The sequence below is a fragment of the Thalassospira alkalitolerans genome (assembly GCF_002115745.1).
GTDB lineage: Bacteria > Pseudomonadota > Alphaproteobacteria > Rhodospirillales > Thalassospiraceae > Thalassospira > Thalassospira alkalitolerans.
Genome location: NZ_JFKB01000013.1, coordinates 41164 through 55012, shown reverse-complemented (window position 1 = coordinate 55012; position 13849 = coordinate 41164). Strand labels below are relative to the sequence as shown.

Sequence of the window (13849 nt, the reverse complement as noted above, 5' to 3'; positions counted from 1 at the left end):
CCTGCACGGCCCGCCCACCCCCAACCCATCTCGGGAGACCTGCCATGTCGACCCAATATGATACCGAACGCCTGAGAAAATCCGATGCTGCCCATATCCTGCATCCGGCATCGGTTGTTGCCGATGTTTCCAATAACGGCCCGGCCCGTATCTTTGTCGAGGGCAAGGGCGCATTCATCACCGATACCGAGGGCAAGAAAATGCTCGATGGGGTTGGTGGGCTTTGGTGCATGAATATCGGCTATGGCCGGACCGAGATCGGCGATGCGATGAAGGCCGCATCCGATCAGATGGGCTATTTCCATACCTTTGCCGGGGCATCCAACCCGGCCCAGATCGAATTGGCGGAAAAGCTGATCGCCAAGATGCCCGATCATATCACCAAGGTATTCTTTGGCAGTTCTGGATCGGATGCCAATGATACGCTGATGAAGATTGTCTGGTATTACAACGGGCTTCGCGGCAAGCCGGAAAAACGCAAGATCATTGCCCGGCGCCAAGCCTATCACGGCACCACAATTGCAACCGCGAGCTTGACCGGCTTGGCATCGTTTCACCGCAATTTCGGTCTGCCCATCCCCGAAGTCAAACACACGTCGCTACCGCATTATTACCGCGAAGCCGGATTTAACGAGAGCGAAGAAGAGTTCTCAACCCGGTTAGCGCGCGAGCTGGAAGAATTGATCCTCGCCGAAGGGCCGGAAACCGTCGGGGCCTTCATCGCAGAACCAATCATGGGGGCCGGTGGCGTGATTACCCCGCCCAAAGGGTATTTCGCCGCCGTTCAGGCAATCCTGAAAAAGCACGATATTCTGTTCATCTGTGACGAGGTCGTTTGCGGCTATGGCCGGACCGGGCATTGGTTTGGTCATCAGCTTTATGACATTCGCCCGGATATGATCGCGACCGCCAAGGGCCTGACAAGTGGTTATTTCCCGATGTCGGCGGCCTTTATCAGCGATGACATCTGGAAGGTCCTGCGCGATGGCTCGGCAACACTTGGCGCCTTTGCCCATGGCTTTACCTATTCCGGGCATCCTGTCGGATCGGCCGTGGCATTAGCCAATCTGGCAATCATCGAAGGTGAAAATCTGGTCGCAAATTCGGCCCAAACCGGTGCTTACCTGCATGCTCAACTGAACGATACATTTGGCAATCACGCCCATATCGGCGAAATTCGCGGGGTTGGGCTTTTGGGCGCGCTGCAATTAATGGCGGATCGCGATACCAAAACCGGGTTCGACCTGAAACACAAGATCGCCGCACGCTGTGCGGTGGCGATTGGCAATCATGGCGTGATTGTCCGCCCGCTTCCGACCGCAGACAGCCTTGCCTTTTCACCGCCGCTGACACTGACCCTATCCGAAGCAGATCAGATGGTTGATGCGATCAAAAAAGGCATCAATCAGGTGATGGGCGAGCTTAACGCCGAAGAACGCAAGGGCATGGCCGCCTGATCCCGCCCCAGTATTTTATTCGTACCTTCTGGTAACACCAACCCTGTTATCAACGGACTTACCCGGCTGACATGTTCAGCCGGGTTCTTTTTTCAGATTGTTTTGTTCCCGGTACTTTGCGTGTAAGGTGGCGCAAACAAGATAACGGCGACCCCGATGATCAAGATCGACCAGATCAACCTTAAAATCCTGCGTGCGCTTCAGGCCAATGCCAAGCTGACCAATCTGGCCCTGTCAAAGCTGGTGGGGCTAAGCCCCAGCCCGTGCCTTGACCGGGTCAAAAAGCTTGAAAAAGAGGCCGTGGTTAAACGCTATCGTGCGGTGCTTGATATCGAAAAAATCTGCCCGCATGTCCGGGTTTTTGCCGAAGTCACCCTGACAGGTAAAACCACCGCCGATTTCAAACGCTTTGCCGATGCTGCCAAGACCATCCCCGAAGTCGTCGCCGCCTATCGGATTTCAGGGCCCTATGACTATATGCTGTGCCTTGTTTGCCGCGATGTGCAGCATTATCATTCCCTGTCCGAAGACATGATCCACGGCAACCTTGGCATCACCAAATTCATCGGCCATGTCGCCCTTGCCCAGACCAAGGCGTTCAAGGGTTATCCGGTCTAAAACCATAAAGAAAACACCAAAAGAACATAATTAATTTGTACTAAACTGCATCGTGTGATCTTTTTTGTGTAATTTGGGTAGATCGCGCTTGCATCAAAGCAAATTACATATTACCCATCGAAGTTAAGTGAAATACAATTATAAACACCAAAATATGTGTTGATTGATCGTCAGGAAAGAGAATGCAGCCGAAACTGACCCATCTCCGCCAGCTTGAGGCCGAGAGTATCCATATTATCCGCGAAGTGGCAGCGTCATTTGAGCGCCCGGTGATGCTGTATTCGGTTGGCAAGGATTCATCGGTGCTATTGCATCTGGCACGCAAGGCATTTTATCCGGCCCCGCCGCCCTTTCCGTTGATGCATGTCGATACCACGTGGAAATTCCGCGAAATGATCGAATTTCGCGACCGCATGGCGGCTGAATACGGGTTCGATCTGATTGTCCATATCAATCAGGACGGTGTTGATCGTGGCATTGGGCCGTTCACCCATGGATCGGGCCTGCATACCGACGTCATGAAGACCGAAGGCCTGAAACAGGCGCTGAACAAATACAAATTTGATGCGGCCTTTGGTGGCGCACGTCGTGACGAGGAAAAGGCACGTGCGAAAGAACGCGTGTTTTCATTCCGGACCGAGACCCATCGCTGGGATCCCAAAAAACAGCGCCCGGAATTGTGGGATATCTATAACGCACGGATCAACAAGGGCGAGAGCATACGCGCCTTCCCGATCTCGAACTGGACCGAGCTTGATATCTGGCAATATATCTATCTGGAACAAATCCCGATTGTGCCGCTGTATTATTCGGCAAAACGCCCGGTTGTCGAACGTGACGGTATGCTGATCATGGTTGATGACGACCGTATGCCGCTTAACCCCGGTGAAACTCCGGAAATGAAATCGGTGCGTTTCAGAACGCTGGGCTGCTACCCGTTGACGGGTGCGGTTGAATCAGAAGCCACCACCCTGCCCGACATTATCCAGGAAATGTTGCTGACCCGCTCGAGCGAGCGACAGGGGCGCATGATCGACCATGATGAAGCCGGGTCGATGGAAAAGAAAAAGCAGGAAGGGTACTTCTGATGGCACATAAATCAGACCTGATTGCCGATGATATTCTCGGCTACCTTAAGGCGCAGGAAGAAAAAAGCCTGTTACGGTTTATCACGTGTGGCAGCGTCGATGACGGTAAATCCACCCTGATCGGCCGCTTGCTTTGGGATTCCAAACTGATTTTTGAAGATCAGTTGGCCGCCCTTGAATCTGATAGCCGCAAGGTTGGCACACAGGGCGGCGAAATTGATTTTGCCCTGTTACTTGACGGACTTCAGGCCGAACGCGAACAGGGCATCACGATTGATGTCGCTTATCGGTTTTTCTCGACCGACAAACGTAAATTCATCGTTGCCGATACGCCGGGCCACGAACAATACACCCGCAATATGGCAACCGGGGCCTCGACTGCTGATGTCGCCGTCATCCTGATTGATGGGCGCAAGGGCATTTTGACCCAAACGCGCCGCCACAGCTTTATCACGTCACTGCTTGGCATCAAGCATGTGGTGCTGGCCGTCAACAAGATGGATCTGATCGACTATGATCAGGCCAAATTTGACAGCATCGTTGCCGAATACCGGGAATTTTCCAAAGACCTTGGCTATAGCTCGATCACAGCAATCCCGTTATCGGCCCTTCGCGGCGACAATATGATTGACGCCAGCCCAAATACGCCTTGGTATGAAGGCCCGTCATTACTGGCGCATCTTGAAACCGTTCAGGTCGAACAGGATGCGATCGACAAGCCATTCCGCATGCCGGTTCAGTGGGTCAACCGCCCGAACCTTGATTTCCGCGGGTTTTCCGGCACCATTTCATCGGGCATTGTCAAACAAGGCGATCCGATTGCCGTCACCGCATCGGGCCAGACCAGCAAGGTCAAAGAAATCGTCACCTATGACGGCAATCTTGATCAGGCTTTTGCCGGTCAGGCCGTGACGCTGACACTTGAAGACGAAATCGACATTTCGCGTGGCGATGTTCTGGCCCCGCCAGATGCCTGCCCCGAATTTGCCGACCAGTTCGAAGCCCGCATCATCTGGATGCATGAAGACCATCTTTTACCTGGACGCCCCTATATCATCAAGATGGGCGCGCAGGTCACCAACGCACAGATCAGCGACCTGAAATACAAGGTCAATGTGAATACGCTTGAACATATGGCTGGCAAGACGCTTGAACTGAACGAAGTTGGTATTGCCAATATCTCGACCGACAAGGCGCTTGCCTTTGACCCCTATGACCAAAACCGTCATTCAGGCCGTTTCATCATCATCGACCGCTATTCCAATGCCACGGTCGGTGCGGGCATGGTCAACCATTCGCTGCGCCGTGCGACCAATGTCAAATGGCAGGAAATGGACATCAACAAAAAGTCCCGTGCCTATCAGAAAGGTCAACAATCGGCCGTTCTGTGGTTCACGGGTCTTTCAGGCGCAGGTAAATCGACCATTGCCAATCTGGTCGAGAAAAAGCTGCATGCCATGGGCAAGCACACCTATACACTTGATGGTGACAATGTCCGTCATGGCCTGAACAAGGATCTTGGCTTTACCGATGCCGACCGGGTGGAAAACATCCGCCGTGTCGGCGAAACCGCCAAGCTGTTTGTCGATGCCGGGATTATCACCCTGGTATCCTTTATCTCGCCGTTCCGAAGCGAACGCCAGTTTGCGCGCTCGCTTGTCGATGATGACGAGTTCATCGAAGTGTTCATCGACACCCCGATTGAGGTCTGCGAACAACGCGACGTGAAGGGCCTTTATAAAAAGGCCCGTGCGGGCGAAATCGCCAATTTCACCGGGATCGACAGCCCGTATGAAGCACCAACGAATGCGGAAATTACGGTAAATACCTCGGACCAAACGGCCGAGCAGGCCGCCGAGGTCATCGTTGCCAAGCTTGAAGAATTCGGTGTTCTGGGTGCGTGGTACCCGGAAATCTGATCCTGATCCAAACCGGCATATTTGCTATCTGCTTTACAAACCCCGGCGCCAGAAGCGCCGGGGTTTAATGTCATATCAAAGATTTTTCCAGATCAAGCGTCTGCCATGCGTCATAGGCAGCAACAACCGTTGCCTTCTGGGCGGTATGGGCGGCAATGAAAGCATCGCCATAAATAGTTTCATCGGGATATTCGGTGATCAATGTCAGTGGCACATCATGGCGATCATCAATCGAAATCATACAGGGAAAACCATTGATGATCCGAAAACCGGTTTCCCCGGCATGAATGCGATAAAGATTGATCTGGGCGGCATTAAATTCCAAAAGGCCCGGAATGGCAGCAAGTTTTCGGGTCACCTGATCGATGAAGCTTTCCGCCCGGTCCGTCCAATTATCATGATGGCGCATGATAAGGAAAAAGCCCTTGGGCAAGGTCCACATATCAAAGCCGCGTGGCACATACCCGGAAAGTGGACGGGTCCATTCATGGGATGGATAGCCGTGCAGGTTAATATGCAGGCTTGCACCGCTAATCGCGCGCGCACGCACCCGGATTTCCTTTTCATAAAGGCCATCACCGCTGCGATATTCCATATCATCGCCCAATGCCGTATAACGCGCCGCGTGATGCATGTGGGTCGGGTTATCAACAATCAGGCGTTGATGCAGGGCATAGCCATCCGGGTTTTCCAGTGGTGAAATCGTAAAATGTGCGCCATCGCGTTTTGCAAGTTCCTGCGCCCCGCGCAAGGCACCGGCGACACCGGAAATTTCATTGGGATGTTGCCCGCCACTGATCATGACCGGCAAACCAGTGCCTTTGTGATAGCGCGCATTCAACTGACGCCCAGACCGTGAAACCGCATGGAAATCAGCCCCCCCGATAACATCCAGTTCAGCCCGGATTTGCGCGACCGTCAATGGGCGGATCGCATAATCAAGCGATTGAACATCACCAACTGTTTCGTCTTTTGACAATGGTCGCAATTCAACCGTGACCTTGGCATCCCCGGCCTCGTGCGACTGGCGAATTTCCGGCACAATTTGCCCCGGTTGCAAACCACGATCGCCCAGCGGACGACCTGATTTGATTTGGAAATACTCAAGCAACGAAAAATAGAAATCCTCGTGCAGGGCTTCATGCAGGCTGAGAACTTCATGGCCATGTGCGATCTTCTGATCAATGCCGGGCAGATCAACCGTGATGTTCAGTTCTTCGAAATAGGGTTCCTGATCGCCCCAATCATGGCCCGCGATTGCCGACATGGTTTGGCTAAACAAGGCCTCGTATTCGGTTTCAATGCGGTCATCACGAACAAGATTGCCATCGGCATCGGTCATCCGCAGCCAGCCGGTCGGCGACAGATGGATTTCGTTGACCATATCCCGATGCACCCGGTTCGGCGCAAAGACCGCATGACGGGTTTCCGTACCATCATCTGCCCGCAGGATCACATCATAAGTACAATTGTTCCACTCCCCGGCTTCGAACCGGATGACCACCGGTGCGACCAGAGCCGCCAGTGGATACGTTTCAAGCAAGAAACGATTATCGGCTGCATTTTCATGGCGCGGATAGCGCACCGTAATGTCAACAACCTCGGAGTTTGCCAGATCAAGGTCTTCAAGGAAGAAATGCAAAAGCGGCTTATAAGCGCTTCGAATGCGGGCGGTTATACCCTGCCCGGCCAATTCGGCCTCGGCCGCGCGACGGGTCGTCGCATCATTAAACAGCCATGCATCGACAATCTGCCCGGGGCTGGCAGCAGCCGCGATATCGTGGATCAAGGTCTGGATGGTCGGGGTAAAGCTGGTGGCGAAAATCTGTGTCATTTGGATGTCCTGCCGGTGGGATCAAGGCTATCGCGCAGCCAGTCGCCCAAGAGGTTCAGGCCAAGCACGGTCAGAAGAATGGCCAAACCGGGGAAAACCGACACCCACCAGGCATTTTGCAAATAGGTCCGCCCGTCGGCTAGCATGCCGCCCCAACTGGGAATCAAGGGATCAACCCCCAGACCAAGAAAAGTCAGACTGCTTTCAAGCAGGATATTATTCGCAACATTCAGGGTCATCAGAACAATGACTGGCCCGATCAGGTTCGGTAGAAGATGACGGAACAGGATATGGATATCGCGCACGCCGATTGCCTTGGCCGACTGGATAAATTCCCGATCCCGCAATGACAGCACCGATCCCCGCACCAAACGGGCATATTGCACCCACTGCGAAATGATCAGCAAAATGATCATATTGGTCAGGCCACCGCCGACTATGGCGATAAAGGTGATTGCCAACAAGATGAACGGCAGCGCCAATTGCACATCAGCAAACCGCATCACGATCATATCCCAGAACCCGCGATAATATCCTGATACCAACCCCATGATCACACCGATGACCACCGCACCGGCAACCGACAGCACCCCAACCTGAAGCGAGATTTTACCCCCCGAAACCACACGGGCCAGAACATCACGCCCCAGAGGATCGGTTCCGAAAATATGGTCCGCATGGGCAAATGGCGCCATCAAACGGGCCGCAAGATCGATCTTTTCTGCCCCACCGGGAAACAGAAGATCAGAAAACACGACCAGAAAACAAATGCCGCCAGTCAGAACAGCACCCAGAATGAATTCAAGATTTTTATAGCGCGCGAACCGCGCCTTGGTTGTCGTGGCGGCCATCGGGCTTACTCCGTCCGGATACGTGGATCAATCAAACCATAGGCAATATCGACAAGCAGGTTCACCCCGACAATCAGGATCGACAGAACCGTGATGACGGCTTGGAGAACCGGATAATCGCGCGCACCAACCGCATCAAATGCCAGCGTGCCCATCCCGGGCCAGTTAAACACCAGTTCAACCACAACAATCCCGCCCAAAAGATTGCCGAACTGCAAACCGAAATAGGTCACAAGCGGGATCGCACAATTGCGCAGCGCGTGTTTGTACAAAACGACATTCTCGCTCAACCCTTTGGCACGTGCGACCATGATATATTGTGATTGCAGGGTTTCGAGCATCGCCGTGCGCACCAGTCGCACATTGGTAGCCGTCAAGATGACGCCCATGGTGATGGCCGGCATAATGAAGTTTTCAATTCCGGTCATGCCGCTTGGTGGCAGAAGCCGGAAGGTAATCGACAACAACAGCACCAGCATGATTGCCAGCCAGAAATTCGGAAAAGACAGGCCAACCAGCGACAGAATGCGAATAACCTGATCAGGCCATTTACCGCGTGAAACTGCGGCCTTGATCCCCAACGGGATCGAAATCGCGATGGAGACAAACATTGATGTAAAAGCCAGCATCAAGGTCGCGGGAAGTGCATTGCCAATCAGGGTCGAAACCTGTGTTCCGCCCAGAAAGGATCGACCGAAATCAAGACTGAAAATCCCCAGCATAAAATTGGCATATTGGACAAAGAAGGGCTGGTTCAAACCAAGGGATTCACGAATACGTGCAAGGTCTTCTTCGGTGATGCTGCCCGCCCCCTGACTAAGCATAAGGGCCGGGTCACCCGTCAGGCGGATGGCAAACGCGACAATCAATGTCACAGCCACAACCACGAAAACGGCCTGCAAAAGGCGTTTGATCAGAAATCCAGCCAAAGCACTTGTCCTTTAAAGAAATAGGCACCGATATCGCCCGGACAGATTCCGGGCGATATCGTATTTCACATCAATCGACAGAAACTTCTGTCAGGCGCAGACGGCTATCAGGAACCGGGACGAAGCCCTTGACGCGCTTGGAAACCCCAAAAATGGCATTGAGGTTATAAAGCGGCATTTCCAGCGCCCGATCAGCGGTGTAATGCGCAATCGACTGCAAGATTTCTTCACGTTTGGCACGATCGGTAATGGCACGCTGGGATTCCAGCAGCTTGTCGAGGTCCGGATCGCTGTCATACGGGTTCCATTTTTCGCCCGTGTGATACATGAAATAGGCCGTGTTATCATAATCAAGCGTCCAGCCGCCCCACGACTGCTGGAACATCGCACCGGTTTTACCCGCCGGGATGATGTCATTGAGCAATACGTTGGTTTCATACGGCTTGATCGTCGCATTCAGACCGATAATCTGTAGATAGCTGGCAACCGCCTGAACAACTTCGTTAAAGGTTGCATCATTGCCGCGAATATCGATCTGAATTTTCGCACCCGGTGCAACGCCAGCTTCTTTCAGAAGCGCCTTGGCCTTGGTCGGGTCGTAAGGCAGTGGTTTCATTTCCGGATCGATACCAAACGACAGATCACCCTGGAAACTTGCAATCGGTGCGGCCTGACCACCAAGGATCGAGTCAATAATCGCCTGACGGTCTACACCGTAAATCATAGCCTTACGGACTTTTTCGTCCGCCGTAATACCGTTGCCAGTGTTAAAGCGCAGCGCATAAACCGTCGGGCTTACCGTAGAGACAACATCGATATTTTCGTCTTCTTGAATGGTCGGGATCATGCCGATTGGAATGGTCGGCGGAATGACCAGATCAACATTGCCAGCCTGCAATTCGGCAACGGCGGTGGAGGGTTCGCTGATAAAGCGATATTTGACCATCGAAAGTTTTGGCGCACCGCCCCAATGACCGGCATAGGCTTCAAGCGTCACGCCGACTTTGGGTTCATAGGATACCATCTTGAACGGACCGGTGCCTATCGGATGGGCGTTGAAGAAATCCTCGCCCTTTTCCGCGATATATTTCGGCGGCACGATCATCGCACCATAACCGGCAAGTTTGGTCAAAAGGACCGGATCAGGCTGGGTCAAATTCATATCGACGGTATTCTCGTCGATGACTTCAACCGATTTGATCGCAGCATAGTTTGACCGCTGCGGACCTTTTTTACCTTCGTCGCCCATCAGGCGATCAAAGGTGAATTTAACAGCATCAGCGTTAAAAGCTTCGCCGTTCTGGAAGGTCACGCCTTCGCGTAAATGGAAACGGATACGCGTTCCATTGTCGAGTTCTTCCCAAGACGTTGCCAGCCCCGGAACCAGTTTGGTATCCGGCCCGCGATAGGTCAGACCGTCGTAGATGTTGGTCGCAACCGACGACCAGTTTACCAGAAAGGTATCAACCGGGTCCCAGCTTCCCGGGTCCTGCGGTGATGAAACGGTCAAAGTGCCTTCGGCATGTGCCGGCGCAGTTGCCATCAGGCCGCCCGCAAGGGCAAGGGCCATCAGTGCACTACGCATTCCCTGTTTTTTCGTCATGTTTTTCTCCGTTGTTTGGTGGCGAGGTACTCGGGGAGACAAGATTGCGGCAAACGGGCCGCCTTAACGTGCGTCGGCCACAAAATGACCGGGCGCAATTTCTCGATGGGCAAGAATGGCGGGTTCATCCCCCACCCGACGGATCGGGCTTGGGATTTCACCATCCATCAGAACACGGTCACGCACAAACGTGGGGTCGGCGACCGGTACTGCACTAAGAAGTCGTTGGGTATAGGGGTGGCCGGGTGTTTCAAGAACCTGTTGACGTGTGCCAATTTCAGCTACCTGCCCAAGGTAAAGCACCGCGACACGGTGGCTCATTTTTTCAACCACCGCCATGTCATGACTGATGAACAGATAAGCCAACCCATGTTCTTCCTGAAGCTCCATGAACAGATTGATGATTTGTGCCTGAATTGAAACATCAAGGGCAGAAAGGGCTTCGTCAGCGATGATCAGTTTCGGATTGGATGCAAGCGCACGCGCAATGCAAATACGCTGGCGCTGACCACCGGAAAATTCATGCGGATAACGATCTGCATGGGCCGATATCAGGCCGACACGTTCCAGCAACTGATCAACACGCGCCGTAATCTGCTTGTCGCCTTCGATCAAACGATGGGTGCGGATCGGCTCGGCAATCGAAAACCCGATCTTTTTGCGCGGGTCGAGCGAGGCAAAGGGATCTTGAAAAATATATTGGATTTCCTGACACAGGCGTCGCTGTTCGACCTTGCCCATTGTTGCAAATGGACGTCCATCGAAACTGATGTTGCCTGCGGTTGCCTTTTGCAATTGCTGGATCGTGCGCCCGATGGTCGACTTTCCCGATCCGGATTCCCCGACAAGTGCCAGCGTTTCGCCGCGATAAATATCGAAACTGACATTTTCGACCGCATGCACGCGATGCGAAACACCACCAAACAGGCCTTTTTTGATATCGAAGCGTGTCACAAGGTCGCGCACGGACAAAAGCGGTGCTTCGTCATAACGTGCGGTATTTTGGATATGCTCCGCCCCGACGACGCATGGTGTTTCACCATCCATCACGGTTACCGGGAAACGTTTGGGGAAAACTTCGCCCGTCATACTGCCAAGCTTGGGAACGGCAGATAACAGCGTCTGGGTATAGGGATGCGCCGGATGGGCAAAGATATCAGCAACGGTTCCTTCTTCGACCTTTTTGCCCTTCCACATGACCACGACATCATCGGCAATTTCGGCGACCACGCCCATATCATGGGTAATAAAGATTACCGCCATGCCGAGTTCTTTTTGCAGATCACGGATGATGGTCAGAATTTGCGCCTGAATGGTGACATCAAGGGCCGTGGTCGGTTCGTCGGCAATCAGCACCTTGGGCCGACATGCCAAAGCCATGGCAATCATCACACGCTGACGCATACCGCCAGAAAGCTGATGGGGATAACGGTCCAGCAATTCCTGTGCATCGGGTAAACGCACCATATCAAGCAGACGTTTGCTTTCGGCGCGCGCATCTGATTTTGGCATGCCTTCATGCAGGATCAGGGATTCTGCGATCTGATCCCCAATGGTAAAGACCGGATTCAGCGACGTCATCGGTTCCTGAAAAATCATCGCGATGTCTTTGCCGCGAATGTTGCGCATCTGTTTTTGCGTCAGCGTCAGCAAATCATCCTTGCGATCATCCGGGGTAAACCGGATGGCGCCGGATGCATAGGACGCCCCCATCATATCAGCAAGGCGCATAATCGACATCGATGTCACAGATTTTCCCGACCCGGACTCACCAACAATTGCCAGCGTCCTGCCCGGTTTGACAGCAAAACTCAGATTTTCGACAACTCGGGTGTCGCCGAATTCAACGGATAAATCTTCGACAGACAAAATCGGCGTGGAAACAGCATCAGTCACGCAAACATCCTCGATAAATGTAAGGCGGATGCGCGGGTGGCGCACATCTGTCAAACCGATGTCAGTGCTGCAAGTATGGAACAAGCGCGCGGCAAGGAACTTTCAACAGGTACGGTTGGGAGCCGCGACCTTATGATAAAGCGTGACGGAAAGTTGTAACGCGATCCCTCGAAACGACGATTGCCGACAACCCTGATATCAAATTCTAGTTTTTTTAAGTTTATCCCTAAACATCATCATTTATTCGATAAATTGTCAACGAATTGAATTTAAACAGATTAAATGGCGGCTTCGGCCGCGTCGGTCTGTGACAATCCTCACGGCACCACACCAAATCAACTAATTGTTTTAAAACAATAAATTATCATACATGCACGACACAGGCACAACATTTGGTCCAATCAGAACAAAGCCGCCAAGGCGCTGTTTCTTAACAATTCGGATCAGGAAAACCCGCCAAGACTCCTTTTTTTTAAACGGCCAACACCCCAAAAAAAACGCGGCATTGCGGCTGTCTGACGACAAGATAACTGTCTGTGTTGACGCTTAAAATTGGCTCTGTTCATTTTACAAAACCGGACCTTTTTACGCCCCCAATAATGGTTCAGACTGCATGCATTCTTGCCCCCTAAACAAAGGTCTCGAAATGACATCAGACTTTAAAAACGAATTTGGTCAGCCGGTAGGCCGCCCGGCGGAAAATTGGACCAAACGCCCGTTGCCACCGCGCAGCGATATGATTGGCAACCACGTTATTGTCAGTCCGCTTGATATTACCCGCGATGCCAAACAGCTTTTTGAAGCCAATCGCGAAGCCATGGATGGATCGCGCTTTACCTATCTTTTTACGGACGCGTTCGACGGGTTTGATGCCTATCGCAGTTGGCTTGAAACCATGGCAAAAAATGATGACCCGATGTTTCACACCATCATCGATAAGGCATCCCAAAAGGCCGTTGGTGTTGCCGCCTTTATGCGGATCGACGTTGCATTTGGCGGGATCGAAATCGGCAACATCAATTATTCTCCGGCCCTGTCACAGACCATCGGCGGCACCGAAGCGATGTATCTGATGATGAAGCGCGCCTTTGATGAACTGGGTTATCGTCGTTACGAATGGAAATGCGACGATCAAAACGCCCCGTCACGCGCCGCCGCCGCACGATATGGCTTTACCTATGAAGGCACATTCCGCAACCACATAGTCTATAAAGGGCGCAACCGCGATACAGCATGGTTTTCCATCACCGACCTGGAATGGCCGATGGTCAAAGCTGCCTTTGAGGCATGGTTATCGCCCGATAATTTCGACGACAATGGCAAACAGCGCCGCAGCCTGCAAAGTTTCCGTAAATAACAATACGGCACCACCGCAACATCAGGAACACCCCGGAAATCCACCCGATTTCCGGGGTGAATGCTTGACTAAAAACCGGGGACCTCAATAACACCTTTAATTTTGCACAAATATTATACAGTAATATTTTATAAGATTATTTTTTAATCATTAATAAGCGTGCATCGCACAATTACCACCACATCCCAAAGCTCAAAAATCAACTAACCATCTGATATAAAACAACACACCCCCAATGGCATAACCTTTGCAAGTGCAATAGCAGTCCTACGTGGACAACGAAATATCGCACCCAAT

The 13849-nt window shown here is 52.4% G+C and carries 10 protein-coding genes; 5 read left to right on the top strand and 5 right to left on the bottom strand.

What is annotated here, in order from left to right; translation table 11 throughout:
* Window positions 1–44 precede the first annotated feature (44 nt).
* The 4 genes from TALK_RS17010 to cysN all read left to right on the top strand — a co-directional run bounded on the left by TALK_RS17010 (window position 45) and on the right by cysN (window position 5082).
* Window positions 45–1457: an aminotransferase gene (locus TALK_RS17010; protein WP_085620348.1), complete on the top strand. Its 1413-nt coding sequence runs from the start codon at window positions 45–47 to the stop codon at window positions 1455–1457.
* A 156-nt stretch (window positions 1458–1613) separates the two neighbouring features.
* Window positions 1614–2075, top strand: a complete 462-nt coding sequence (locus TALK_RS17005) for an Lrp/AsnC family transcriptional regulator (RefSeq protein WP_085620347.1) — start codon at window positions 1614–1616, stop codon at window positions 2073–2075.
* A gap of 194 nt (window positions 2076–2269) precedes the next feature.
* Entirely contained in the window at window positions 2270–3163 is an 894-nt protein-coding gene (gene cysD / locus TALK_RS17000) for a sulfate adenylyltransferase subunit CysD (RefSeq protein WP_245830006.1), read from the top strand.
* Window positions 3163–5082, top strand: a complete 1920-nt coding sequence (gene cysN, locus TALK_RS16995; RefSeq protein ID WP_085620345.1) for a sulfate adenylyltransferase subunit CysN — start codon at window positions 3163–3165, stop codon at window positions 5080–5082. Before cysD ends, cysN begins: the two co-directional genes overlap by 1 nt.
* Window positions 5083–5152: 70 nt before the next feature.
* On the opposite strand, the gene TALK_RS16990 is transcribed toward cysN, so the two are convergent.
* The 5 genes from TALK_RS16990 to TALK_RS16970 form a co-directional block, all read right to left on the bottom strand.
* Window positions 5153–6916, bottom strand: coding sequence for a M14 family metallopeptidase (locus TALK_RS16990; protein WP_085620344.1), 1764 nt, complete (start codon window positions 6914–6916; stop codon window positions 5153–5155).
* On the bottom strand, window positions 6913–7767 hold the full coding sequence (locus TALK_RS16985; protein ID WP_085620343.1) for an ABC transporter permease: 855 nt from the start codon (window positions 7765–7767) through the stop codon (window positions 6913–6915). Before TALK_RS16985 ends, TALK_RS16990 begins: the two co-directional genes overlap by 4 nt.
* 5 nt (window positions 7768–7772) lie before the next feature.
* A complete protein-coding gene (locus tag TALK_RS16980) occupies window positions 7773–8696 on the bottom strand; it encodes an ABC transporter permease (protein ID WP_085620342.1) in 924 nt (307 codons plus the stop codon).
* A gap of 70 nt (window positions 8697–8766) precedes the next feature.
* Complete coding sequence (locus tag TALK_RS16975; RefSeq protein ID WP_085620341.1) at window positions 8767–10299, bottom strand: ABC transporter substrate-binding protein; 1533 nt, start codon at window positions 10297–10299, stop codon at window positions 8767–8769.
* A gap of 63 nt (window positions 10300–10362) precedes the next feature.
* Window positions 10363–12195: an ABC transporter ATP-binding protein gene (locus TALK_RS16970; RefSeq protein ID WP_085620340.1), complete on the bottom strand. Its 1833-nt coding sequence runs from the start codon at window positions 12193–12195 to the stop codon at window positions 10363–10365.
* Window positions 12196–12841: 646 nt separating this feature from the next.
* Between TALK_RS16970 and TALK_RS16965 the strand changes: the two genes are divergently transcribed.
* Complete coding sequence (locus TALK_RS16965) at window positions 12842–13552, top strand: GNAT family N-acetyltransferase (protein WP_085620339.1); 711 nt, start codon at window positions 12842–12844, stop codon at window positions 13550–13552.
* Window positions 13553–13849 lie beyond the last annotated feature (297 nt).

Coding starts and splice junctions, on each gene's coding strand:
- TALK_RS16985 (WP_085620343.1), bottom strand. CDS start 7,767: ATGGCCGCCACGACAACCAAGGCGCGGTTCGCGCGCTATAAAAATCTT.
- TALK_RS16990 (WP_085620344.1), bottom strand. CDS start 6,916: ATGACACAGATTTTCGCCACCAGCTTTACCCCGACCATCCAGACCTTG.
- TALK_RS17010 (WP_085620348.1), top strand. CDS start 45: ATGTCGACCCAATATGATACCGAACGCCTGAGAAAATCCGATGCTGCC.
- TALK_RS16965 (WP_085620339.1), top strand. CDS start 12,842: ATGACATCAGACTTTAAAAACGAATTTGGTCAGCCGGTAGGCCGCCCG.
- cysN (WP_085620345.1), top strand. CDS start 3,163: ATGGCACATAAATCAGACCTGATTGCCGATGATATTCTCGGCTACCTT.
- TALK_RS17005 (WP_085620347.1), top strand. CDS start 1,614: ATGATCAAGATCGACCAGATCAACCTTAAAATCCTGCGTGCGCTTCAG.
- TALK_RS16975 (WP_085620341.1), bottom strand. CDS start 10,299: ATGACGAAAAAACAGGGAATGCGTAGTGCACTGATGGCCCTTGCCCTT.